This is a genomic window from Nocardioides pollutisoli, assembly GCF_040045055.1.
Lineage (GTDB): Bacteria > Actinomycetota > Actinomycetes > Propionibacteriales > Nocardioidaceae > Nocardioides > Nocardioides tweenelious.
Window position 1 is genome coordinate 1,464,620 of record NZ_JBDZDU010000001.1, and the last position, 24,490, is coordinate 1,489,109.

The following is a 24,490-nucleotide window of genomic DNA, read 5'->3' on the forward strand; positions in this document are numbered from 1 at the left end:
GATGCGCGACGCGGTCGCCGCCGGAGACTTTCGCGAACGGATACTTCGCCATACGACCTGTAGGGACCGCCTTACCAATTCCCATGCGTAGGTTGGCGGCTTGTCGTTCGATCGTCAGCCTCTGCGACAACGGCAGGGGCATAACATGCACGTCACCTATCGGTATTGAAAACCCCGGCCTCTGTCGCGCTAGCGAGGCCGGCGATGAAGTCGCGGAGTTCATCTACGTCTGCGTGCTCGAGTCCAGACAGGATTCCGTCGGCGACCCCGACGTGTCGAGCTGCCGCTCGGTGGTCGTTGGCCTGAGCCGCAGCAGCGGCTTGAGTCATGAACGTCGCGTACGCGCATCCTCGGCGGTACATCTCGATTCTGTGATGCCCGTGTCCGCAACCGGCCACTGGGATCTGCGCCTGCTTCGACCTTGGCGGGTCTTTCGGGATCGACATGGCCGACCCGTCAGAACAGCGGTAGTTGATAGGCAGGACTAGCCCACGGATCGCCCTTCGGCACGCCGCGCAACGCCAGTAGCGTGCGAGCCGCATCGCCGACTGTGGAACCAGAGTCCGTGGACTCCGCCAGGCATTCCTCGACGTCGGAGGGTGAGAACCCGGCGAGCAGGACGTCGCGAAGATCTTCATCGGAGATCCCGTATCTCGTGGCGACGGTCTCCCAACGGGTGGTCTCATCGTCACGAACTCGGCACTCCGCGTAGGTAGCGAGCCGCTGGATCGGCAATCCTGATCGCACGGATGCGCGGGAGATCCGATGCCGAAAAAGGGTGGCGAGTTCTGAGTCGGAGATGTTGAGCTCGGTTACGACCTCCTCCCATGCGAGCGCATCCTCGAGGGGAATCCTGTTCACGTAGATCCCGGCTCGTTCGACAGGGACATCGGACAGGAGCCACGACATGAACTCGCTAGGCGTGAGCCAATCCCGATCAAGCATGTGAACGTACTCGCTCGTTTCCTGAAGCGTTCGACCCGTCGCATGAATGCGGCTTGCGACGCCCGGGTCGAGTGCGAGGGCGAAGTACGTGCTCGCGGCGAGTGCCGGCACTCCGGCCACGGAGTAGGCGTGCAGCGTCTCGAGCGCCTCATCAGCGTCAGAGCGCAGTCGCCTCAAGGCGGGGCCGCGCATTTCTCGGCTCCAGGCGTCGACGACGTCCTGGTCGTAGCCCGCATCGATGAGCGCATCCACGAGTTCCGTAGCCAACGGCTGGCTGTCGAGGATGGATTCGATCAGTTCCCACACAGCCTCTTCGAGCGCTGCCGACGCGCCTAAATGCCCGGGGAACTCTGGGCTCGTGGCCTGCACCACCGACTCACAGAGGCGGGCGTCTGTCCCCGGCCAGGCGACGGTTTCAGAGGTTGGGCTCAGCGCGATCGTGAGTGGCGCTGGGAGATCGGTGACGTAGTGATGCACGACGACTTCCTCTAGTTTGGGACAGGGCTTCCGGATCGCATCGGACACGATCGCTCGCGTCCTATATCGGCGCGATTCGGACTTGGCCGTACCCAGGGTTGACCGCACGGCTAAGCGCTGGCGTTGTGGCGGTTGAGAACCTCTACGTCGGCGCGAAGGTACTGACGCTGCTGAGTGAGAAGGAGCGTTCGGCCACCAACCCGGTCGCCGTACACACGCTCGAACTGATGCTGCGTGAGGCGCATCTGTGCGGCAGCCTCCGCGGGCGCCATGTATAGATGTCCCTGGGCGTTCTCCTCGCCAAGCAGCACGGCGACCTGGGCGACCTTGCGCGGCTCGTAGACCCAGCTACCGTCGTCATCCTTCTCGGCGAGTAGACACCCTCGAGCACGGAGGCACTTCACATAGTGGACCGATGTGGCGAGCTCACGAGCAACATCCTTCTCAGTCATGCGGGCTCGCCGCCGGTGCCGACGCTCCGCCTCCGCATGAACGCTCGGACCGGCGACCATGATCCGGTTCTCGAACCGGTGGACTCCTGCGAGGTTCCGCCACGACGCGACCTCATCCTCGGGCGCCGGGAGGAGGTGGCCCTTCTGCAGGAGCCACCCGACGTGGGTCTCGTGGACGCCAAGAACTTGGGCTACTTCTTGCATGGTCATGTGGGAAGCCCCAGTCCACTCCTCCGCAACGAGGAGGTCGCCGGCTTCTTCTCGGATGACGCCTTCCCAGCGGTCTGCGACCGCGATGAGTTCCTGATCCGGGAGGTCGAAGTAGTGGCGCACGGTGGTGAGGGAGCCGCCGAACTCGGCGGGAGTCTGATGTCCGAGGTAGGCGCTCCACAACTTGCCGCGAATGTCGCCGATCCCGATGACGGTCGATCCCGACTTGCGCAGGAAGTGTCGGTCGATCTTGAATCCGATCGTGTCGTAGTCGAGGCCGACCGCGCGCAGTGCGTTCTCCCATCGATTGACGATCACGGTGTTGCGCGGCTTCGGCATCCCCGGTGTTCGAATGAGTCGCCGCTCCAGCCACTGCTCCTCATCTGTCGGAGCGGTGGGCCGAGGACCGTGGTTCGCCTCGATATGGAGGTCGATGATCTCTGCGAGGGCGGACGGGACCGGGATGGTGCGTCGGCTGCTCCGGTTCTTCAATCGACCGTCGGCCGCGTCCGCACGGAAGGGATCTCGCTTCCCCTCGTTCTTCTTGAGGCCGCCTTGTCGGCGCACGCGAAGCGTCTGTGTCTCCGAGTTCCAATCGCGGAGCTCGATGCCGAACGCCTCGCTCAGCCGAAGACAGGCGACGTACATGAGGAACACCGCGAGTTGAAGCCAGGACGGAAACTGCGCGGCAAGTACCTTGACCTGAACGACGGTCAGCGGTCGAGGCTGGACGCGGTCGCGCGGCTGCAGCGGGTGGTCTTGGTGACGACCCATGACTCCAGTCGCGACATTTGCGGGGACCAGGCCGAGTTCCATCGCGAGACCACATGCCATCCGGACAAGGCGCAGGTGCTCGTTGGCCGTCTTGTGATCGAGACGCTTCTCGTACAGATGGATTGAGAACTCTTGGACGCGAGCTCGCGTCAGGTTCCGGACGTCCGGGTTCGTGAAGAAGCCGAGGCCGTGCGTCCGCCACTGTCCGCGCTGCTTCTTGGGCACCCCATCCTCGTCTAGGTGCTTGTTCGTCTGGTGGGCGATGATCGCTGCCTCAACGAGGTCGTTGAGGCGAGTCGGCACGGAGGGGTCGGCGGGCGAACGAGTCGGTGTGGCGTAGCCCGACGCAAACTCCTCCGGAGACGGTGCTTGTGCACCGGCAGCCCATGCTGCTGCGATCGCGAGCGAGTAAGCGTTGGCTTCGGCAAGGGTCTCGAACGAGGCGCGGATCGAGTGGTCCCCTCGCTTTCGCTGAACGCGATAGGTGCCGCCGGTTTGAGTGACGCCAACCTCCGTCCTCATCCGACGCCCCCTCTGGCCACAGAGGCAGCGACTCTTTGCACCAGACGACTAGGGCGTTGCTTCAGGACCGAGCGGGAGGACACCCTCTTGCGTCGAGGAGGCGTGCCCCAGACTGCACCAGATCGCGTTTGCAAGTTTGCAAACGCGACGTCGAACGCCGCACCTTCGGCGACGCCTGCGTAGCGTCCTCCCGAAACGGCATAGTGCGTCTGACCTGCGGTTTCGCCGATCTGACTGGATCCGTCGCGTCGCGCTCCAAGCCGGCCGAGCGTTCCCTCATAGATGTAGCCGGAAGCAAGTGCCCGCCAAAAGGCGCAGGTCAGGGCTCGCGCAACCTGGCGCTCTAGAGCAGATTGGGCGCCGCTTGCAAACGAAGTTGCAAACGCCGACGGGTCGACTGCTCGCAATGACCGACCGTTAGCGCCGCGACTGCAGACGAGGTCGGTCCACCCGGTGCACAGAATTGCTGTCATGCCGACGTGTATCGGCGGACCGAAGACACGTCTGTACTGCAGTCCTCAGACGTCGCCAATCCGACGTTCGCAGCTGCAGACGGTCAATCGACGAAGATCCGCGTTGTGTGCTCGCAAGGCCCTCAACTCAGCTTGGGCGACTGCGAGCTGCGTCCGGAGATCGAGGTCATCGCCGACGACCTCGTAGCTCGGTTCACGGTCAAACAGCAGGCCCGCAGCCTTGATGTCGTCGATCGGGATCCGCCAAGGTCCGCCCGGACCGGGCCCGATGCTTCGCCGAGCACCAGGGAAGTCGCCGGCGGCAAGCCGTCGCTTGATGGTGTCGCGGGAGACCCCGGCGATCTCCGACGCGTCAGAAATTGAGACGTCTGATTCGGATTGCATGTAGCAATATGTACCATATATAGATGGCAAAGAAGGAAGGGGGACATATGGTCTGGAGTCCGTGTTGCTGATCAGGGCCCATCGTTTCGGGGATCTCTAGGCGTGGCTTGGTCACCTTCCAGTTCTTCGCAGCTGTGTCGGAGGAGTCGAAGCTGTCATCGTCGTTCGCGAGGGCGGGCTGTACTTCGAACTTGAAGTTGGTGAATGCGACGCGGACCACGCACTGGTCGACTCGCCTGCGAATCAGATCATGGGTGCATCCCCAGCTCAACAGGACAGGACGCTCCTCCCCGACGCCCCGCCTGTCAGCCGGACGGTCGCTCACCGCACTGTCAAGCCCCGGCCGGAACCCGGACTCAGTTATCCAGACCAACCAACTCGCCCAACTTGTCCCGAAGGCCCCCGGAAGGTCCTCGAGCAAGTCCTGAGAATCGATGCCCAACTTCTCCAGCAATCCCGCGCGGGCCCGCGGGTCTACCTGATCAGGCAGTGCGGGTCTAAGGAAGGACGCAGGCGAGGCGCCGTAGGCGTCGTTCGGCTTCTCTCGAAGCGACGTCCGGGTCAACGCAGAAACCATGCAGTCGGCGTTTGAGACACAGCAGCCCGAGCAGGACCAGATCGGAGTCAACAACTGCAAGCCGACGTTGGCGCGCCGCGATCATCGCTAGTCGTGTCTCTTCTGCTCCGGCCGCTGGCCCGATCGTGCGATCGCGCAGTTTCGCGAACCCCGCCGCGGCACGACGTCCGTCGAGGTTGATTGGGAGGTCGTCACGGGTAAGGGTGCCGACAAGTCTGTCGCCGTCGACCAGAAGAATCATGTGGACGTGGTCGTCCTCAAATAGCTCACGGGCGTCCTGCACGGTCGCAGTGACGGGATGGATCTTCGGGCGCACCATGACGTCCTCGACGCACGTATCGGCGAGGCGCTGCAGCTTCCTTGTTTCTATCGCGGCCGACGTCCAGTCGTGAGGTGGTGGATTGCACTCCGATGCTGCGGGCCCGACACTTTGGTCCACCGCCAGCGAGGGATGCGGGTTTGCACGCCCGATGGAGTCTCTCCACGTCAGAGGCATTAGCGACGCCCTTGAGCCGTTTGCGTACTCGAAGCAACCTGCACGGCAGCCGAGTCGGAAGTGGGTTTACCGGCCGGAGGCACTACTCCTCGCTCTCGCGTGGAGAGGTGGATGCCGGCGATCATGCATCGGATTCGCCGGCGGGCTCGATAGTCAACACCTCGACAGGTACCCATTGAAGGTAGTCCTCCATTGTCTGGATCTGCACGCGGGTAAGGCTTCTGTCCCGACGGGTCGAGATGATCAGGAACGGCCCTTGTGGGCGGGAGACTCGATGATGTACCGCTCGAACTCGTCGAGCTGCGTGAGACGGCGGTACGACGACCCGTGCCTTGAGGCATGCAACGGACCCACGATCTTGGCGCGCTCGCCCGAGCGTTGACGAGGTCCGCGAGGACCTTCTCCGAGCCGACTCGTGAGACCCAACGGACCATGTTGGGCACGTCTGCGAATCCGACCTCCAACTTTTACCTCCATATGGGCTCGGCTTCGGCGCCGACGAGGCTCTCCAACTCCGCCAAATCCGGAGGGCGGCAGGGAGGTTGATCTTTACGGGCGACTTTGGGACCAGCAGCCGGGCAAGCCTCGGAACTTGAGCGCCGTTCCCACTTGCGGCGTTCAGTAGAGGCTATGGGTGTCGATCGCGCGACACAATTGCGACGATCGGCAACCCGGCGTCGATTGTTGCCCCTGTTACCCATTGGCGCAGGACTTGGCGCTCCCGACAACTATCCACTCAGCGCCACCCCTCCGATTGACGCTTGAGAAGCGACGCGGCGCGCCGCCTGCGATTCGGCGTGGCGGTCGAACGTTCGCATCGAGCGCGGCGCAGAATTCGGGGCGCCCACCGCATTCCATAGGAGACGTTCGTGCTCAGCTACGCGCTGTACATGGCTCTGCGCGCATGAAGCGTTCCCGTTGCAGTGTTGAAGCGATGCAGCCACCAACGCGTCGGACGCAGGTTCGTGGCAGGCGACCAGTCAGTGACGCCGCGAGGCAAGCCGAACGATCGACAAGGCGGGGGAGCAGATGACCATCGATACCCTGGGCGATTCGTCAAAGAGTCCACAAACTGGCGGGGTCGCCCCGACGTCGGTTTGAGGACGGCGCCGGAGGTAACTGGGTGAACCGGGCACGCGAGGCCGCCGAGGACACCCGGGAGTTGACGACGGACGATTCGCCGGGCCCGAGCGGCTACGTGCCGAGGTCTCGTCTACCTCACCTCAAACACCACATCGCCCAGACCGGCACAACCAGCTCCCGGCTATTCGGAGGAAGCAAGTTACTCCCGGCTGACCGCCCGCCACGCCCCGAGCGTTAACCAACTCGGCGGTGCGGCCACATCAGATCAGCACAGTGGGCCAAACGCCACGCCTTCTCCGTGGTTGTTCCAACTTGTATGGAAGCGAAAGCAAAAGTGTTCTATTGATCAGGACCCCATAAACCGGGGCGGCATGGCGGGCGGCACGATCTGATTCCTGGCCGACCCAATTCGCGCCTGAGGAAACGGGGCCTTGACATCGTGAGGTGAGAGCTAGCTCGGCGATGAGGAGGCTGGCGGTGCGCCGCTACTCGCCGTGGATCGGCAGCGCCCACCAGTCCGCCCAACCCCCTTGATGGAAGGCACCGACGAAACGCGGTGGCGAGCGCGCTGGATTGGCGGTCCAGGGCTCCGCCCGCGGACCCGGCAACCGTTGCAGTTAAGAGGACGACGGGACAAGCACCCGTATCAACGCACAGAACTGAAAGTGAGACCGCATGTTCTCGAACCATCGTGCCTGGGTACGTCGTAGTGCGGGCATCGTAATCGCGTGTGCAGTGTTGAGTGTCAGTGCGGCCTGTAGTACCGAAGGCGGCGGTGGAAGTAGTAGTTCGAGCAACTCGGATGACGCGGTCGCGCGAAGTGCGGCAAGTGTCTTGGATTCGCTATACGGCAGCGGGGAGTTCAAGAGCCCGTCTGACTCCGGCCCTAAGGCGCAGACGGGCTTCCGCGTGGCCATGGTCGACTCAGGTGTGCAGAACCCGACCGGCACCGCGATCGTCACAGCCGCCAAGCAGGCTGCAGAGGCGCTGGGGTGGAAGTTCAGTGTCTTCGACGGCAAGTACGAACCCCAGCAGTACCAAGAAGGAATCCGCCAGGCAATCGCTCAGAAGGCCGACGTTATCTGGGTTGTGTCGATCGACTGCCCGCTCGTCAAGACGGCGCTTGAGGAGGCCAAGAGCGCCGGCATCCCGGTCGTGGGCCAAGAGTCTGCGGACTGCAGTGATGTGGACCCTTCATCGCCGAGCTACTTCGCAGACAACCTGAACTTCTCCGAGGGCAGCTTCATTGACTGGGCCAAGGCGTTGGGTGCATCGCAGGCCTACTACCTGCTATCGAAGCTCGGCAGCAAGGCGAACGTCATCGAGGTGAGCGTTGCGGAACTCGTCGTCACGAATGCCGTACACGAAGGCTTCGCAGCGACGATGAAGAAGGAGTGCCCTGAGTGCAAGGTCACCGACCTTCCAATCCAACTGAGCGATATGGGCTCCGCCCTACAAGAGAGGGTCCAGACGGCGCTGCTGCGTAACCCGGACGCTAACGGTCTTGCCGTGTCCTACGACGACCTTATGACCTTAGGAGTTGCGGGCGCGGTGATGGCCTCAGGTCGCAATGACTCGCTCGAAGTCGTTGCGGGTAGCGGCTATCCAGCGAACCTGCAGTTAATCCGGGACAACGGCGGACAGGATGCGGGCTACGTCATCGATTTGGGGTATGAATCCTGGACGGCCGCCGACATGATCAACCGACTGCTTGCCGGTCAGAAGCAGGGGCCCTCCGGCGTTGGTCTCGCTGTCGTTGATAAGGACCACGGCATGCCGAGTTCGGGCACATGGAAGACCAACATCGACTATCAGTCGGCCTTCAAGAAGGTATGGGGCGTCTCGTAACATCGCTGGCAGCGCTCGCCGAGGCGCTGTCGCTGGCGCTCCACCCGCCTTGCGGGCGCGTCAGCAGCCGGCACCTCAAGACAGGCAGAAGTGCTGCCCTGCTGTCAGCAGGGCAGCACTTCGACCTGTGGGTCAATGGGCACCAGCGGGGTGCTACGACACTTTCCACCAGGGATCAACCGTCCAGCGTCATGTGAAGGATTGATCGAATTGACTGGCACTTCGCCTACGGCAACGCACTGGGGCAACTACCGCGTCGAGGTACGGGACGAGCGCGTGGTCGCTCTACACCCCGATGCTGCCGACGGCGAGCCCTCAGCAATTGGGCGGGGGATGCCCCTTGCTTTACGCGACGACGCACGGTTACTGCGTCCGGCGGTTCGAGCCGGCTGGCTTGAACATGGGCCCCGCCGTGCGGAGAACAGACGAGGGTCCGAACCCTTTGTCGAAGTCTCGTGGGACCGGGCTCTCGACCTGGTCGCCAACGAGTTGCACCGAGTCGCGAGCGAGCACGGGAACTCAGCCATCTACGGCGGGTCGTATGGCTGGGCGAGCGCCGGACGCTTCCACCATGCTCAGAGCCAGATCCACCGGTTCTTGGCAATGAATGGTGGTTACACCGATTCAATCAACAGCTACAGCTGCGCAGCGTTAGAAGTCATTCTGCCACACGTGATCGGTGGTACTCCTTGGAGCATCTTCGGGTGGAGCCCGCCGTGGCCGGAACTTGAAGAACATTGCGAGCTGATCGTTGCGTTCGGCGGCCTACCGCTGAAGAACAGCCAGATGAACGCGGGCGGAGTCGGTCGCCACTCCGCCGGTGCTTGGCAGCGTCGCTGTCGAGCCGCCGGAGTCGACTTCGTCAATGTGAGCGCCTTGAAAACCGATGCAGCTGAGGACATCAACGCCGATTGGTTGCCGATCCGGCCGAATACCGATGTCGCATTGATGCTCGGACTGGCTCACACCATGGTGATCGAAGGTCTGCACGATCGCGACTTCCTCGATCGGTGCTGCGTCGGCTTCGACCGCTTTGAGGCCTATCTGCGTGGCAATGATGGCGTCGAGAAGAATGCCGATTGGGCGGCACGAATCACGCAGATCGATGCCGAGACGATCCGGCGTCTCGCCAAGCGCATTGCGACCCGGCGCACTCTGATCTCAGTTGCGTGGTCGCTTCAGCGGGCCGACCACGGCGAACAGCCCTACTGGATGGGCATCACGCTCGCGGCCATGTCAGGTTCCCTTGGCCGGCTTGGCGGAGGCTTCGGTGCCGGTTACGGTGCCGAGCACGCTGTGGGCAACTGGCGCGACCGCTCCTCTGTCGCTAGCCTGCCGCGGCCGCACAACCCGGTAATGGACTATATTCCGGTCGCTCGAGTGACGGACATGCTTCTCTCGCCCGGCACCTCGTTCGACTACAACGGGTCAAGGTTGACCTATCCCGACACTCGGTTGATCTACTGGTGTGGTGGCAACCCCTTCCACCATCAGCAGGACCTCAATCGACTGGCGGCCGCGTGGCAACGCCCTGAGACTGTCGTAGTGCACGACGCGTGGTGGACACCCAGCGCCAAATTCGCTGACATCGCGATCCCCATCGCGACCAGCCTTGAACGTAACGATTTCGCGGTCGGCTCCGGCGACCCGTGGCTGTCCCCCATGCACCGCGCGGTGAATCCTCCGGACGGCGTGCCCACCGATTACGAGGTTTTCGCCGCCCTCGCGCAACGGCTCGGTTTTGGGCGCGAATTCACCGAAGGTCGAACGGCAGAGGCCTGGGTGGAGCATCTCTACGAGCAGACCCGCCTCAACGTACGACAGTTCGGCCAAGAACTGCCGCCCTTCGAATCCTTCTGGACAGGGGATTCGATCGAGCTGCAGAGCGAAGCCGCCGAGCCGCATCCATTCGCTCCTCTTCGCAGCGACCCGATGAGTAATCCCCTGCCCACACCGTCAGGACGCATCGAGATCTTCTCGGAGACCATCGAGAGCTACGGGTACGACGATTGTCCCGCTCATCCGACGTGGATGCCCCCCGCGGAGTGGCTGGGTTCCGAACTCGCCACCACCTACCCGATCCACCTGATCTCCAATCAGCCGAAGACCCGGCTTCACAGCCAGTACGACAATGGGTTGGCCAGCTTGGAGTCGAAGGTGAACGGCCGGGAACCTCTCACCATGAATCGAGACGATGCCGCCGAGCGGGGCATTGCTGACGGTGACACGGTGCGAGTGTTCAACTCCCGCGGCGCTTGTCTTGCGGGTGTCTGCTTGTCTGACGAGGTGCGCAGAGGCGTCGCTCAACTAGCGACCGGCGCGTGGTTCGACCCTCAGTTCCCTGGCGAGGCCGGAACGTTGGAACTGCATGGGAACCCGAACGTCTTGACCCGAGACAAGGGGACTTCGAAGCTGGCGCAAGGCCCGACGTCGATGACGGTTCTCGTCGAGATCGCGTCGACAGAAGGTCAGCATCCGTCCGTCACCGCGTTCAGGCCTCCCCAGTTCGTGTCCGGCGAGCGATGATGTCGTCCTTGCTGGCGACGGCCTCTTTCGGTCGGACAGGGTTCACGTGATGGTGCGCGGAGCGACCTGACTCCTACATCCCTTGGGTTAGGCGACAGTCCGACCCTGCCCTCGGCACATCCGACGCACATATCCCGCCTGCGGCTCGCCCTCAGACTGCGCTTCGGCACGCTCAGCCGGGATCAGAGCACGGGAATGGCGTCCGCATGTTCTACGGACACATCCGCAAGGTGGCTATCACCCACTACGCGAAGATCTTCAGAAGCCAGATGAACACCTACGCTTTCACCGATGCTGCGGAGCGGGTGGACGCCGTCGTTTGGGACCGCTGCATGCAAGGTGACGTCTGGGTTGACCGCGATCGTGTAGTGCATGGCGCCTCCGAGGTACGAGACGTCGATGATCGACCCACTGAGGGCGCCACCGCTTCCTTCGTCTTGAATCCTGAGTCGTTCCGGGCGGATGGACAGCTGAATCGTTCCTTGTGCTGGCGGAGAATCGGTCATGGCGAACTCGGCATTGCCGAGATGCGCAACCCAGCCAGCGCCCGCAGGCCGCGCTGTTGCCAGGAGCATGTTGGAGATGCCCATGAACTGGGCGACGAACAGCGTCTGCGGCCGCTCATACACCCCGGACGGCACGTCGACCTGCTCAACCCGGCCATTCTGGAGCACCGCAATTCGATCACTCATCGTCATAGCCTCCTCCTGGTCGTGGGTGATGTAGACGAACGTCGTCCCGACCTCGCGGTGCAGCGCCTTCAGCTCGCGCTGGAGCTGTCGCCTCATCTTCGCGTCGAGCGCACTCAACGGCTCGTCCAGGAGGAGCACGTCCGGGCGGAGGATCAGAGCCCGAGCGAGGGCAACGCGTTGTTGCTGACCCCCGGAGAGCTCGGCGGGCTTACGCTGGCTGAAGGACGTGAGTTGGACGAGTTCGAGCACTTCGTCGACCCGTCGATTCCGTTCTCGCTTGTCGACCCCTGCGCGGCGAAGCCCAAAGGCGACGTTCTGCTGCACCGTTAGGTACGGGAACAGTGCGTAGTTCTGGAAGACGGTATTGACCGATCGACGGTTCGGCGGGAGGTCGGTCACGTCCTTCCCGTCAATGAAGACACGTCCAGACGTCGGCGCCACGAAGCCGCCGACCATCTTCAACGTGGTGGACTTTCCGCACCCAGACGGACCGAGGATGGAGAAGAACTCGCCAGCTTCCACTCTCAGATTGAATTGGTCCACCACCGTCTGATCGCCGTACGTCTTAGTCAGGCCCTTGAGGACCAATTCACCGTTGACCATGAATATCTCCTATGCACCCAACGCAACAGTGCTGCTGATATCGGAAGAGCCAGTCTCGCGACGGGTGGCACACCGGTACAGGAGACCCGCGAGCGCCACGACGGCCAGCGTCATAACCACGAGGATCGTGGCTAGGGCATTCAGCGCTGGCGTTGTGTTCCCACCGCGCGCGTTCGCGTACAAGTACATCGGGATAGACACTGTGCTCGAGTCGGACGCCAAGTACTCCGTAATAACGAAGTTGTCGATCGAGAACGCGAAGCTGATCATCGCGCCGACAAGCACCGCCGGCATCAGCAAACGCAACAGCACGAACACGAGGGCGGCGACGGGCCCGGCACCCAAGTCGCGGGCGGCTGCCTCCAGTCCCTCACCAAGTACCCCGAGGCGGCCCCGGATGACCACCACGACAAAGCCGACTGTGTAGGTCACCTGACCAACTACTTGTGCAGCCGTACCGAGGTGCACGAGGGTAAATGGCCACGCCGTAATGAAGGTGAGACTGAGATATAGGCCCACAGCAAGGATCAGCTCAGGGGTCACGATCGGAATCATGAGTATGAAGTTGACCGGATGCTTCGATACGCCCCTCATTCGAGTGACCGCGAGCGCAAGCACTGTTCCCAGTGCAGTGGCAAGCACAGTCGTCCACGCCGCGAGCTCGAGGCTGTGCTTCAGAGCTGACGCGTATTCATCGTTGTCAAAGAGAGACAGGGGCGTTCCGCTCCACCACTGCGTCGAGAACCCTTGCCACACGCTCCTCGACCGCGTCGCGTTGAACGAGAATGCCATGGCGCATACCACCGGCAGGAGATTCCACAGGATGTAGGCCCACACAAAGACGGCCAACAATCTGGGAAGGCGTATCCGCCGCCTGTCACTCCCTATCGCGCTCATACGGGTGCCGCCGTCCTGTTCGTCTTGCTCGAGGCATAGAGATAGAACGACAACAGCAGGATCAACGTGATCTGTAGTAACAACGCCATGCTGGCCCCTACGTTCTGCTGGGGCCCGCCTTGGGCAAGAATCTGAATCTGGTTACCGATCATCGCTGTTGAAGGCGAACCTGACATGAGCGTCGTGGTGTAGTAGTCGCCACACATCGGCAGGAGAACCACCGTGCTCGCTGTGACAAGCGGCATCGCACTCAAGGGCAGGATAACCCTCAAGAATGTCCAGAGCCTATTCATGCCTAGGTCCTTCGCCGCATCGATTAGTCGGTCGTCTATGCGGTCGAGCGAGGCGAGCAAGGGGAGGATGAAGTACGGCAGATAGCCATAGGCCAGCGCGATCACGACCACGAAACCGTGGCCCTCCAACCACCCGTAGGGGTTATCGAGGAGACCGACTCCGACCAAGAGGCGATTGACGTATCCGTCGGTGGCCAACAATCCGATCCAGGCAAGCATTCGCATGAGGTAGCTCGTCCAGAACGGAATGGTCAACAGGACTATTAGAAGAGCCTTCCATCGCCCTGCTTGTTTCGCGATGTAGTAAGCAACTGGGTACCCCACGAGCACGCAAAGAGCCATCGCACACGCGACGTAGATAACGGTGTTAGTGACTACCCGGGAGAACGTTCCGCCAGGCCGCATCTCGCGAAAGACGGTCGTGAGCGTTTCCACGTTCCAGTAGAGCGGGTTCCACTCCGGCACCGGTAGCATTGAGTCACTGACGTAACCCATAGACACCGCCACGATGGTGTATGCCGGCACCAGGACCCAAAGCACGAACCAGATTATCCCGGGGCTGCCCAGCACGTGCCAGAACCCTCGCGGGTAAGCCAAGCCAGTTGAGTCAGACCTTTTCACGCGTCGGACTTCACGGCCAGCCAGGCGTTCTGCCATGCCGTCTCACCCTCTTTGCTGAGCGGGGCGTGATACACGCCGTTTGCAATCTGATGCGGCGAGGGGAGAGCCGGTAGCAGCCTCTCGTCCATGATGCCGTTGGCGATGAGGTTGTCGACCTCCATCCCCTTGATCGGCGTGACGAGCCCTGAATACTGCACCATCTTCTCTGCATGCTGCTGCTCAAGGAGGTGGTTCATCCAGAGGTGCGCGAGGACAGGATTCCTCGCCTTACGGTTAATGACCCAGGTATCCGAGGTGACGATTGCGCGATCTTGCGGCGCCCAGAACTTGAGTACTGTCTGCGGAACGTCCTTCGGAAGATAAAAGCCTGCGAAATAGACGTCGGCACCCCAGGCTTGCTCTATCCAGTTTGTTCCTTGGGCGAGGGTCTGGTACGCGTCGGCGGAGAGTCGAAGCCGCGTTTTCTGGACGAGCTCACGAATGGCGGCAACTGCATCATCGAGATCGGACTGGTTTGTCGAGTTGATGTCATCCACACCGTTGCGCATCATCGTCATTCCGATGCAGTCCCGGATGTAGTCTAGAAACTGCACCTTGCCTGCCACCCCATCGAGCTCCCAGTAGGCGTCGTACGGGTTCTTAAATGAGGACGGGTCGAAGGCGGGAAGCAGATCCTCACGCCAAGCGATACCCGTCGTCCAGTAGGACCCAGGGATTGTGTAAGACGCCTCAGCGTCGTACCAGGGGCTTCGAAGCGCTCCCCAGATATTCGCTTTGTTCGACAGGTACGAGTCGTTGACGGGCTGGATGATCTTATTCGCGACTGCGATCGGGAGCTGTTCCATGGAGCACTCGTAGACGTCGAAGTCGATGGCGCCCGAAAGGATCTTCGGTAGCGCCTCGTCGGGACTTCCGTAGAACGTAGGCCTGACCTCGACTCCGTATTGCTCCTCGAAGGACTGGAACGTCTGCTTGGGAATTGTCCCGGTCCAGCAGTACACGCTCAACGGTCCTGCTTCGGCGGAAAGGCCCCCCTTGATCGCCTGATTGTCGTCGTACAGCGGCAAGCTAACCGGCGACTCAGGACGGGCGAGAGAAATACCCCCGGGGCCTGTCGACGCCGGGTCTCCACCTCCCTCACTGTGCCTTCTTGACGCACAAGCAGACACGGCAAGCGCACCAGCGCCGAGTCCCGTCGCCTGGAGTAAAACGCGTCGACTCAAACAAGTTGGAGGTTTCCCAAGAGCCCACGTCATGACGTTCTCGCCAGCGCGCCGACCTGCGTCGACAATCGGTTCATCATTTCTACTCCACGTTGCTTGAAGGGTTCGCTAAGCAAGACCGAGGTCTGGGCGACGCGGTGCGGCACTCGGGTCGGACCGCACCTCAGGCTCGGGTACAGGTGTTCAGCTCTCGCTCAGGTCAATGAGTAGCGAGACGTCAGTGACGCCCCAGTGCTCTGCCAGCATTTCGTCGCGCACGACCCAGAAGTCGGCCGCCATGAACTCGACATGCCGGTTGGTAGGCGCAATCCCGAGGAACTCACCGGTATGAGTTCCCCGCCAGCGGAAACTGCCGCCAACCACGGATCTATCGAAGAGGAGCTCATCGATCTCAACGCTGAGATCCGCAAAGGCTGCGAGGAACCCACTCATCGCCGCCTTCAGACCTACTCGGCCCTGTGGCAGGGAAGGCTCACGCTGTCGATAGTCGGACGCGACGACATCGTCGAACCTGTCGAGGTTTCGTTCGTTAATGGCTCGGCAAAATCCTTCGACGAGCGATCGCGCATCTCTGTTCATAGCTGACTCCTACTTCCTGATGTCTCGCATGTGCTTCTCGCGGCCACCTCGTCGAAGTGGTGGCCGGGGAAAGCTTCCATCGCTGCGTCCCAGCCGACACCCGACTCGATCAGTCCCTTGGCGCGCATCAAGTCTCGAGGGGCATCAATCGCGAAAGCAGCCGTCAGGCGTTCCCGCGATCGGTAGAGGGCGAATAGGCGACCTTCGCCACGTGCTGCCCAGACGCTCGTGGCATCGCCGGGGAGGGTCGAGCCGACGAACTGCATGTTGACGCCGTACTGCTCTGACCAGAAGTAATTACTGGTCGTGAAGCTTTCGGAACGCGACGGGTTCACGATCTGCCGCGCAACGTACTTCGCTTGCTCGATCGCGACGGTCCATTGCTCGAATCTTTGCCGAAGCCCCGTGGTCGGATCTGCCCAACTTGCGACGTCACCGATCGCGTGGACCCCGTCCGCGCTGGCCTGAAGGCGATCGTCGCATAGCACTCCGTCGCCGATCGGCAAGCCAGAGCCGACCAACCATTCGACGTTGGCCTCGGCACCAATTCCGACGACCACCAGATCAGCGGGAAGCAACGTTCCATCGGCGAGCTCAACGAACTCGACGCCGCCGTCCCCGCGGATGCCTGTCACCACATGACCGCACATCAGTGTGGTCCCGTTTCGGCGATGCAACTGCGCGCACTCGGCAGCCATCTCTGCACCGAGCACCCGGGCGAGCGGGATGGGGGCGACTTCAATCACCGTGACGGGCGCGCCCATCGCGCGCGCGCTTGATGCCACTTCCGAGCCTACGAATCCCGCCCCGACAACGATGACGGACCTAGCGCGTGGCAACGCTTCGGCAAGCCTCGAAGCATCGTCCGCGGTCCGAAGGTAGAACACGCCGGGCAGAGTCGGGCTGACCACCGTCGTCGGCAATCGACGAGAGGCCGCACCAGTGCAGATGACCAAGTCGTCGTATCGATAAGAGCGAGGCCCAACCAGGACCGACTTCGACTCCAAATCCAGGGCGAGGGCCGGGCCTTGCACCAGATCGACCTGCAGGCTCTGAAAGTAGTCAGGGGACTGGTACTCGAGCGACTCGACCGATCGCTCGCCCGTCAGCACCTTCTTAGACAGTGGTGGCCGCTCGTAGGGCAGCATCCGTTCCTCGTGAACGAGCGTGATGCTGCTGGTCGAACCCTCGCGTCGCAGCCCCTCGACGCATCGAAGGCCGGCGACTCCGCCCCCGACGACCACCACCGACCGCCCGGTCAACGCTCGCCGACGAGTCGGATGGCCTGCACGGGGCAGACGTCAACAGCTTCCACTGCTTGACCAGGCAATGATCCTTCAAGCTCGCCTTCCACTAGGACGAGCAGTTGCGACTTCTCGTCAAGCGCAAAGAGATCCGGCGCAGCTGCAGTGCACATGCCAGAACTGATACAAGCGGCCCAGTCCACTTCGATCTTCATGTCCTACTCCCTGTCCCATAGAACGCGCAGTGCCGGAAGGCGATGGAATTCCAGGCCGGTCGGCTGGCCCGGAGAGTGACCCTCGTCGAGCCGAAGTCCCGGCAATTGGCTCAGGAGAGCAGCTAGGGAAAGATGTCCGACTAGTCGTGCCACGTTCTGACCGATGCAGAAGTGCAGTCCTCGGCCGAACGAGTTGCTCTGGCGAGCGTTGGCACGATGGAGGTCGAAATCGTCGGGACGCTCAAACATCGAGGGATCGCGATTCGCTGCGATCAGCAGCGGGTAGATGCGATCGCCCGCAGGGATGCGGACTCCGCCGAGCTCGACGTCCTCGGCAGCCCACCGCAGTGAGATGGCGAAGGCAGGATGCAGGCGGATCGATTCGTCGATGGCCTGCGGGAGCAGCGACTGGTTCTCGCGGACCTCGCGCAATTGCCTCGGATGGCTGAGGAGCGTCCAGAGCGTTGTCGTCACCAGCGTCGCCGTCGTTTCCACACCGCCAAACATCAAGTTGATGGTGTTGTTCGCCAGCACCTCTTCTGGCACGTCCGCGCTGCTGTTCGCGACCATCCCCAGCACAGACTCTGGGGCACGCATGCGCGCCTCCTCAAGCGTGCGCAGGACCTCCGGAACGAACGCACGTCGAACGGCGTTGGCCTTCTCGCGGACTTCCGGTCCGACGTGAAGTTGCATGGCCTCGAACAGTTCCGCGAGCAGCATCCGAATACGCTCGGGTTCTGGGTAGTCGAAGCCGAGCACGTCACTGACTACCTTCAGACCAAGTGGTTCGGCGAAGTCCTGCACGATGTCAGCGGTCCCAGAGCTCGCAAAGTTCGCAAGGATCTCGTTCACGCGGGCATTGATCGTCCCCGTGAATGCGCCGACATGCCCGGCTCGCATTGGCGGGTCGAAGGGCTTCCGGTGAACATCGTGCTGCGGACCATCGACCGTGAGCATCGTGGGTCCGAGCACCGCGCGGTCAGTGTTCTCCTCCGATTCGGCCGTGAACCTGTGATGGTCCCGGACGACTTGCTCGACCAACTCGCGAGAGGAGACCAGCCAAGTTTCCGCCCTGGGAAGCCAAGAAACAGGCTCCTCTTCGCGGAGCAGGCGAGTTAGGCGGATCGGGTCCCGGCCCACTTCATCGAGCGTCAGCTGGGCACCGATCGGAAATCGCAAGCTGCGGTCATCGAACGTGGTTGACATCGCAAGTCTTTCTTGTGGTTGGTCGGGGTCGAGCGACGATGAGGCCGCCTGGCTTCGGCCTGCGGATCGATTCGAGTCGGCGCGGTCGGGACACGTGGAGAATTAACACGACCACGAACATCGCCACATTTGTGACGGTGCCGCAGCCAGACAAAGCATTTGCCATTCATTTGAGGTCCCCGACCCAAGCACTTTGTCCGGAAATTGAATGAACCTGGCGCACACGGGCTAATAATTCGGAAAGTGGCGCCGGCTGGTTTCGGACTGCGGGCAGTGGAGCAGGGTGAGTCGAAAGTTCGGTTCTTGCCGATGGCGGCCGCGGCTCGAATTGAATTTCGTCCCGGGCGCGACTCGGAGTTCGCAATCTTTAGACCCAGAGTTCTGATGCGAGGAAGTTACCTAGGTCTGCTAGGCCTTGGCGACAATTTCGTTGCGCCAATTGGATCGTCTTAGAGACCGCTCCGACTTATTTGAGTCGATGATGTCCACCTCGGGACGTCCATCGGTCTTATGGCGAGATGGAGGTGGTGCTACCCAAGCGTCGGGGCGGCGGGTGGAGACCACCGCCACGACGCCCGCCGTACTGTCGTCCGGCGCGGCGCGGGGATCTCCGCTAATCCAAGGCGCGTCGCGGCGTCGCCTGGCGCTAGCGCACTTGCCGTACCCGGCGAGTCGGCCGCGACGCCCATTGACGACCGAAGCCAGCAGATCACGCGAAGTCGAACGAAACCGCCCCGGTCGACGCCCATCTGTGGTCGTTGCCCCCCGCGGGGTCGAGGCGAGGTCTATGCGCCGCCATGGCTCCGCGGCCGATCGACGCGCCTGCCACCCGCCTTTTCCGATGGTAGGCAAACGGCGGGGGAAATCTGCGACATCAGTGGACATCCGCTCGCGGGTCGGTTCGTACGGTGGTCCGGTGACGATGCACTTTGGGCAGGTTCAGACGTGGTCCCTTACCGGATTCGGGTCGTCCGCACATGACGCCGCATCGAGGTCGTACTGGATGACCGATGCTTTAAGCACAGCGTCCCGCGCCGAGGCCGCCGACCCGTTGTCGTCTTCCGACCGGGCCGACGTCTGCATCGTCGGGGGCGGGTTTACCGGTCTGTGGACTGCCATCGAACTCAAGCGGCGTGAACCCACCTTGAACGTGGTTCTGTTAGAGGCCAACCAGTGTGGGTCCGGGTCTAGCGGAGCGAACGCCGGCATGTTGATGAACCTGTGGCCGAAGCTACCTACCCTCCTGAAGGTCGGTGGACGGGATGAGGGTCTTGACATCGCTCGCGCATCAGTTGAGGCGATCAACCACATCCGCCTGTTCTGCAGCGAGCACAACATTGACGCAGAGATCCAGTCCAATGGTTGGCTGTGGGCGTCGAACAACAGCAGTCAAGATCGTGCGTGGCGGGAAACCCTCGACGCATCGAGCGCGTATGACGACTCCCCATTCGTCGAACTGGACGGCGACAGAGCGACAGAGCTCGCCGGAGCACCCGTACGCGGCGGGGTGCTCGATCCCACATGTGTCGGGTTGCATCCGGGAAAATTGGTCCGCGGGCTCCTGGCGGCTGCAAGGTCACTGGGAGTCGCGGTCTACGAACGAAGCCCGGTTAGGGGTCTTGAAAAGTCTGAACATGGCTCCACCACTGTCAGAACCCTGCACGGCTCGGTCCAGGCTGACGCAATAGTTCTGGCAATTAATGCATGGTGTACCGGCATTCCGGAGCTGCGAAAGTACTTGCTCACGACAGCGTCCGACACGGTCGTTGTCCAACCCCGCCAGCCGTTCGACGCGGCGTCCCGCGCTAACGTTTCCGATGCCGGTCGACTATTGGACTATTGGCGTGGCTTGGAAGACGGGAAGGTTCTGTTCGGGAAAGCCGGACTGGCTCTAGGTTGGAGGGCACGGGGCGCTAGGACGCTATACCGGCCAGTGCCACATCCTACGCATCTGCTCGACCACATGGCTCGCACGGTCCCGGCGCTCGTCGGAGCTAACGTAGTGTCGACGTGGCGCGCCCCAGTCGAATACAGCATCTCGTCCTTGCCGTTCTTCGGCGAAGTGCCGGGCTGGCGAGGGGTCTACTTCGGCACCGGTTATTCCGGCGACGGGATCGGCCCGGCTGTGATTGGCGCACAGATTCTTGCGAGCCTGGTGAGCAGGTCGAACGATGGCCTGAGCCAGTCGTTCCTTACCCGCCTGCCGAGCGGCCGCGGACTACCGCCAGAGCCGATCCGCTTCGTCGGCGGTCAGTTCGTTAAGAATGCCCTCCTGCGGCAGGACCGCAGACAGGATGAGGAGCGCACAGTGGGTACTTTGACGGGACTGCTTACACGCATCGACCCGACATCGTTCGTCGGCTGAGAGGTGGAGGTCCGGTGCCCCCAAGTGAAATGCTCAAGCCTCTCCCAGAATGTCGGGCACTCTGGGAGTCACGCGCGCTTAGGACGAGCGAGAGCATGTTCTCTGCGGCGTCTCTACAGCTGCGCCAATTGAAACTGTCCGGTGCGTACTCGGACCTTGCTGAGGCTTCTTCTCAATCTATGGTTCGTCGGCCCGTAAGATCAAAGTCGGACATGGATCGACAGGAGGGCTAGTGGTTACTCGCGAGGCCGCGCTGGATTCCGCCCAGCGGCAACTCAACCATGATCCGTTCAAGTCGATGGCCGAGCTCGCGGAGGGAATGGGCATCGCACGGGCCACGCTGCATCGACACTTCGAGACCCGCGACCAACTATTCCGTGAACTCGTCGAACGGGCCGTGCTCCGTTGGAGAAAGTGTCTTGACGATGTCGACGCACAATCGGCTACCGAGTCAGACGATCCCGATCTCGTGGCGAAGTGCATTAGACGCTTATTTCAGGGGTACATGGCGCAGCCGGAAGATTTCGGCCTGACCATTTTCCACCACGTACTGGACCGGGATCCCAAGCTTCGAAGACTCGAACGGGAGATCGCCAGGAGAGAAGAGGTTCTTCTCAGGAACGCTCAGCGACTCGACCTCCTCCGATCTGAGCTTCCGGCCCTTTGGTTGTCCTCAACCCTGTGGGGCCTGGGCATCGGCGCTCGTTACGCATTGTCTGCTGGCGACGCCGCACCCAATATCCTTCCCGCTCTCGTATGGACGACCTTTCTCGATGGCGCAGGAAGCAGCACCCATGCCCACGTGTGGCATGCGCAAAGGCCGCTTCGCTATTAAAGGGCTCAGCCCCATAGAGCATGGACCAGGCAGGATACGATTCATGCGGGCGATGAATTAGCTGGCCTGAATGACAGACGCGTCGCTGTGCCGCGGCGCAGCTCAAGGACTGTCCCATGCCCGGTTCCGCAAATCCGTGGCAGGCTAGCTTGGGACACAACTCAAGCTCGTGCCATCCTGCGCTTCGCGGGCGGCTCCACATACAGTTCCCCTGTCTGAGGATTTACAGAGGACGCGCCCTGTCGTACCCCCGGCTCGCGATGAGCACCGAACAGTCCCAGCAATCAGCGTAGGGATGCAGGCCAGTCGACACTGACGTACTGCGTCTCCTGGAACTCCCGCAGCCCGTCTCGGGCGCCCTCGCGGCCGAGGCCGCTCTGCTTGACCCCGCCAAACGGCGCCGATGGGTCCGAGACCAGGCCGCGGTTGATGCCGATCATGCCGGCGTCGATCCGTTCGCCGAGCCGGACCGCGCGGCCGAGCTCGCCGGCGAAGACGTAGGCCGCGAGGCCGTACTCGGTGTCGTTGACAAGTTCGAGGAGCTCTTCCTCGCCGTGCCAAACGACCACGGGCGCGACGGGGCCGAAGATCTCCTCGCGCAGGATGGTGGCATCCGGCGCGACGTCCGCGAGCACCGTCGGCGGAAAGAAGTAGCCGGCCGCGTCCGGGAGCTGCGCCTGGTGGGAGATCCTCGCTCCCTCACGGACGGCCAGGTCGACGACCTCGGTCACGCGGTGAAGGGCACCAGCGGTGATGAGTGGTCCGATCGTCGCGCCGTCAGACGCCAGGCCCACGGTGAGCTTCTCCACCTCGTCGCCGAGGCGTGCGAGGAAGTCGAATGCGACGTCAGAGTGGACGTATATCCGGTTGGCCGCGGTGCAGGCCTGTCCGCCGTTCCGGAACTTCGCGACCATGGTGCCGGCGACCGCAACGTCAAGGTCGGCATCTTCGGTGACGACGACCGGAGCGTTGCCGCCCAGCTCCATCGAGGTGTTGAGGATCCGGTCTGCGGCCTGGTGCAGCAGAGCGCGGCCGACGCCGGTGGAACCGGTGAAGGAGATCTTGCGGACCCGAGGATCTGACAGCCACGCCGACACGACGCTCGCGGCGTCGGTCGTCGTGACGACCTCGACGACGCCGTCAGGGACTCCGGCCTCGGTGAGAATGCGCGCGAGCGCGAGCGCGGTCAGGGGGGTCTCGGCGGCCGGCTTGAGCACGACAGTGCAGCCGGCGGCGAGCGCGGGGCCGATCTTGCGGGTCGCCATGGCGGCAGGGAAGTTCCACGGCGTCACCAGCGCGGCCACTCCGACCGGCCGGTGGGAGACGAAGTTGCGAACGCCGCCGGCGGGTGCCTCGCCGTACTCGCCACCGGGGCGGACAGCCTCCTCGGAGAACCAGCGGAAGAACTCCGCGGCGTAGCCGACCTCGCCGGCGGCGTCCACGAGCGACTTGCCGTTCTCGGCCGAGATCAACTCAGCCAGCTCGACCTTGTCGCGCAGCATCAACTCGTGCGCCCTCCGCAGCACCTCCGAACGGTGCCGAGACGACGTCCGCGACCAAGCCTGGAACGCCACCGCCGCGCGGTCCACCGCTGCGCGCGCCTCGTCGACGCCGTGGTCGGGCACGCGATCGATGACCTCGAGGGTCGCGGGATTCTCGATGGGGAAGGTAGGGAAGTCGGTCACGGGTAGAGGCCTCTCTGTTGGTGAGCCTCGGCGACGCGGCGTACGGCGAGGCAGGTGGCAGCGGCACGCAGCGGGAGGCCGCGCTCGCGGGACTCGGTTTGTACCTGGTCCCAGGCGGTGGTCATGCGAACGGCAAGGCGTTCCTCGACCTCGGCCTCGGTCCACCAGTAGGCCTGGTTCGCCTGCACCCACTCGAAGTAGGAGACGACGACGCCGCCTGCGTTCGCGAGGATGTCGGGGACGATAAGCACGCCGCGTGCCTGCAGGATTCGATCGGCCTCGGTGGTGGTCGGTCCATTGGCTCCTTCTACGACCAAGCGCGCCTGCACCGCAGCAGCGTTGCCACCGTGCAGCACGCACTCGACGGCCGCCGGGACCAGCAGGTCTACGTCGAGAGTCAGTAGGGCCTCGTTGTCGATAACGGTCGCGCCGGGGAAGCCGACCACAGTCCCGACGCGGTCAACATGGTCCTCGAGAGCGGGCACGTCGAGGCCGTCAGGCGACCACACAGCCCCGTGTTCGTCGCTGGCCGCGAGGACGGAGACCCCACCTGCGGCGAGGAAACGCGCCGCCCCGCGCCCGACCTTGCCAAAGCCCTGGACTGCGGCGGTCGCTCCGCCGGGATCGATGCCCTGGTGCCGCAGCGCGGCCACAGCGACGTGCACGACACCTTGGGACGTGGCTGCTGCCCGGCCCAGCGATCCGCCGAGACTGACCGGCTTGCCGGTCACGGTCCCTAGGACGGTATGGCCGTTGGCCACCGAGTAGGTGTCCATCATCCAAGCCATGGTGTGCTCGTCGGTGCCGATGTCGGGCGCCGGGATGTCCCGGGTCGGACCAATAACCGGCAGGATCTCAGCGGTGTAGCGCCTAGTCACCCGCTCGAGCTCGGCGCGGCTGTAGCGGCTCGGGTCAATGGTGACCCCGCCCTTGGCTCCCCCGTACGGCAGCTCCATGAGGGCGCACTTCCACGTCATCCACATGGCGAGCGCGCGCACCTCATCGAGGTCCACGTGCGGGCTATAGCGCAGGCCACCCTTAGCCGGACCGCGGGACAGGTTGTGCTGCACGCGGTGGCCGGTCAGGACTTCGATGCTGCCGTCGTCACGGCGCAGCGGGATGCTCACCGTGACCTCGCGGCGCGGGGCGGCGAGCATCTGGAACGTGCCCTCGTCGTACCCCAGCAGGTCGCAGGCCTCGGCGAGCTGCTCCACCGCGTCGTCGAGCGGACCGCGGTCGGCTCCGACAGCGCGGTCGCCAAGCAC

The 24,490-nt window shown here is 62.9% G+C and carries 19 protein-coding genes; 4 read left to right on the top strand and 15 right to left on the bottom strand.

Annotated elements, in window-relative coordinates; all coding sequences use genetic code 11:
- Positions 1–456: 456 nt before the first annotated feature.
- The 5 genes from ABLE68_RS07210 to ABLE68_RS07220 all read right to left on the bottom strand — a co-directional run bounded on the left by ABLE68_RS07210 (position 457) and on the right by ABLE68_RS07220 (position 5,130).
- A complete protein-coding gene (locus tag ABLE68_RS07210) occupies positions 457–1,470 on the bottom strand; it encodes a hypothetical protein (protein WP_348870636.1) in 1,014 nt (337 codons plus the stop codon).
- A 62-nt stretch (positions 1,471–1,532) separates the two neighbouring features.
- Positions 1,533–3,380 carry a site-specific integrase gene (locus ABLE68_RS07215; RefSeq protein ID WP_348870637.1) on the bottom strand — a complete coding sequence of 616 codons (1,848 nt, stop codon included), beginning with the start codon at positions 3,378–3,380 and terminating at the stop codon, positions 1,533–1,535.
- A 518-nt stretch (positions 3,381–3,898) separates the two neighbouring features.
- Positions 3,899–4,237, bottom strand: coding sequence for a helix-turn-helix transcriptional regulator (locus tag ABLE68_RS22285; protein WP_425475615.1), 339 nt, complete (start codon positions 4,235–4,237; stop codon positions 3,899–3,901).
- Complete coding sequence (locus ABLE68_RS22290; protein ID WP_425475616.1) at positions 4,206–4,814, bottom strand: SMODS domain-containing nucleotidyltransferase; 609 nt, start codon at positions 4,812–4,814, stop codon at positions 4,206–4,208. Before ABLE68_RS22290 ends, ABLE68_RS22285 begins: the two co-directional genes overlap by 32 nt.
- Complete coding sequence (locus tag ABLE68_RS07220) at positions 4,735–5,130, bottom strand: CBS domain-containing protein (RefSeq protein WP_348870638.1); 396 nt, start codon at positions 5,128–5,130, stop codon at positions 4,735–4,737. The genes ABLE68_RS22290 and ABLE68_RS07220 overlap by 80 nt, the downstream gene beginning before the upstream one ends.
- Before the next feature lie 2,178 nt (positions 5,131–7,308).
- Here ABLE68_RS07220 and ABLE68_RS07225 point away from each other — a divergent pair.
- Positions 7,309–8,241: a sugar ABC transporter substrate-binding protein gene (locus ABLE68_RS07225; RefSeq protein ID WP_348873238.1), complete on the top strand. Its 933-nt coding sequence runs from the start codon at positions 7,309–7,311 to the stop codon at positions 8,239–8,241.
- A 135-nt stretch (positions 8,242–8,376) separates the two neighbouring features.
- A complete protein-coding gene (locus ABLE68_RS07230; RefSeq protein WP_425475617.1) occupies positions 8,377–10,767 on the top strand; it encodes a molybdopterin-dependent oxidoreductase in 2,391 nt (796 codons plus the stop codon).
- Between the two features lie 182 nt (positions 10,768–10,949).
- Here the strand turns inward: ABLE68_RS07230 and ABLE68_RS07235 are convergent, their stop codons facing one another.
- The 8 genes from ABLE68_RS07235 to ABLE68_RS07270 all read right to left on the bottom strand — a co-directional run bounded on the left by ABLE68_RS07235 (position 10,950) and on the right by ABLE68_RS07270 (position 18,340).
- Positions 10,950–12,062 (bottom strand): ABC transporter ATP-binding protein, encoded by a 1,113-nt coding sequence (locus ABLE68_RS07235; protein ID WP_348870639.1) that lies wholly within the window; start codon positions 12,060–12,062, stop codon positions 10,950–10,952.
- Positions 12,063–12,071: 9 nt separating this feature from the next.
- A complete protein-coding gene (locus ABLE68_RS07240) occupies positions 12,072–12,854 on the bottom strand; it encodes an ABC transporter permease (RefSeq protein ID WP_348870640.1) in 783 nt (260 codons plus the stop codon).
- Positions 12,855–12,955: 101 nt separating this feature from the next.
- Entirely contained in the window at positions 12,956–13,822 is an 867-nt protein-coding gene (locus ABLE68_RS07245; protein ID WP_348870641.1) for an ABC transporter permease, read from the bottom strand.
- A gap of 47 nt (positions 13,823–13,869) precedes the next feature.
- On the bottom strand, positions 13,870–14,940 hold the full coding sequence (locus ABLE68_RS07250) for an ABC transporter substrate-binding protein (RefSeq protein ID WP_348870642.1): 1,071 nt from the start codon (positions 14,938–14,940) through the stop codon (positions 13,870–13,872).
- 339 nt (positions 14,941–15,279) lie between these two features.
- A complete protein-coding gene (locus tag ABLE68_RS07255; RefSeq protein ID WP_348870643.1) occupies positions 15,280–15,675 on the bottom strand; it encodes an ester cyclase in 396 nt (131 codons plus the stop codon).
- The gene (locus tag ABLE68_RS07260) at positions 15,672–16,922 is read right to left on the bottom strand and encodes an NAD(P)/FAD-dependent oxidoreductase (RefSeq protein ID WP_348870644.1); all 1,251 of its coding nucleotides are present in this window, start codon (positions 16,920–16,922) and stop codon (positions 15,672–15,674) included. The genes ABLE68_RS07255 and ABLE68_RS07260 overlap by 4 nt, the downstream gene beginning before the upstream one ends.
- A gap of 11 nt (positions 16,923–16,933) precedes the next feature.
- Entirely contained in the window at positions 16,934–17,134 is a 201-nt protein-coding gene (locus tag ABLE68_RS07265; protein ID WP_348870645.1) for a ferredoxin, read from the bottom strand.
- A gap of 3 nt (positions 17,135–17,137) precedes the next feature.
- A complete protein-coding gene (locus ABLE68_RS07270) occupies positions 17,138–18,340 on the bottom strand; it encodes a cytochrome P450 (protein ID WP_348870646.1) in 1,203 nt (400 codons plus the stop codon).
- A gap of 922 nt (positions 18,341–19,262) precedes the next feature.
- Here ABLE68_RS07270 and ABLE68_RS07275 point away from each other — a divergent pair.
- Both ABLE68_RS07275 and ABLE68_RS07280 read left to right on the top strand, forming a co-directional pair.
- Positions 19,263–20,705, top strand: coding sequence for an NAD(P)/FAD-dependent oxidoreductase (locus tag ABLE68_RS07275; RefSeq protein WP_348873240.1), 1,443 nt, complete (start codon positions 19,263–19,265; stop codon positions 20,703–20,705).
- Positions 20,706–20,937: 232 nt separating this feature from the next.
- A complete protein-coding gene (locus ABLE68_RS07280) occupies positions 20,938–21,540 on the top strand; it encodes a TetR/AcrR family transcriptional regulator (RefSeq protein WP_348870647.1) in 603 nt (200 codons plus the stop codon).
- Positions 21,541–21,824: 284 nt separating this feature from the next.
- Here ABLE68_RS07280 and ABLE68_RS07285 read toward each other — a convergent pair whose 3' ends face one another.
- Positions 21,825–23,225: an NAD-dependent succinate-semialdehyde dehydrogenase gene (locus ABLE68_RS07285; protein WP_348870648.1), complete on the bottom strand. Its 1,401-nt coding sequence runs from the start codon at positions 23,223–23,225 to the stop codon at positions 21,825–21,827.
- Positions 23,222–24,490, bottom strand: coding sequence for a Glu/Leu/Phe/Val family dehydrogenase (locus tag ABLE68_RS07290; protein ID WP_348870649.1), 1,269 nt, complete (start codon positions 24,488–24,490; stop codon positions 23,222–23,224). Before ABLE68_RS07290 ends, ABLE68_RS07285 begins: the two co-directional genes overlap by 4 nt.

Coding starts and splice junctions, on each gene's coding strand:
- ABLE68_RS07215 (WP_348870637.1), bottom strand. CDS start 3,380: ATGAGGACGGAGGTTGGCGTCACTCAAACCGGCGGCACCTATCGCGTT.
- ABLE68_RS22285 (WP_425475615.1), bottom strand. CDS start 4,237: ATGCAATCCGAATCAGACGTCTCAATTTCTGACGCGTCGGAGATCGCC.
- ABLE68_RS22290 (WP_425475616.1), bottom strand. CDS start 4,814: ATGGTTTCTGCGTTGACCCGGACGTCGCTTCGAGAGAAGCCGAACGAC.
- ABLE68_RS07225 (WP_348873238.1), top strand. CDS start 7,309: ATGGTCGACTCAGGTGTGCAGAACCCGACCGGCACCGCGATCGTCACA.
- ABLE68_RS07230 (WP_425475617.1), top strand. CDS start 8,377: ATGGGCACCAGCGGGGTGCTACGACACTTTCCACCAGGGATCAACCGT.
- ABLE68_RS07235 (WP_348870639.1), bottom strand. CDS start 12,062: ATGGTCAACGGTGAATTGGTCCTCAAGGGCCTGACTAAGACGTACGGC.
- ABLE68_RS07240 (WP_348870640.1), bottom strand. CDS start 12,854: ATGGCATTCTCGTTCAACGCGACGCGGTCGAGGAGCGTGTGGCAAGGG.
- ABLE68_RS07255 (WP_348870643.1), bottom strand. CDS start 15,675: ATGAACAGAGATGCGCGATCGCTCGTCGAAGGATTTTGCCGAGCCATT.
- ABLE68_RS07265 (WP_348870645.1), bottom strand. CDS start 17,134: ATGAAGATCGAAGTGGACTGGGCCGCTTGTATCAGTTCTGGCATGTGC.
- ABLE68_RS07270 (WP_348870646.1), bottom strand. CDS start 18,340: ATGTCAACCACGTTCGATGACCGCAGCTTGCGATTTCCGATCGGTGCC.
- ABLE68_RS07275 (WP_348873240.1), top strand. CDS start 19,263: ATGCACTTTGGGCAGGTTCAGACGTGGTCCCTTACCGGATTCGGGTCG.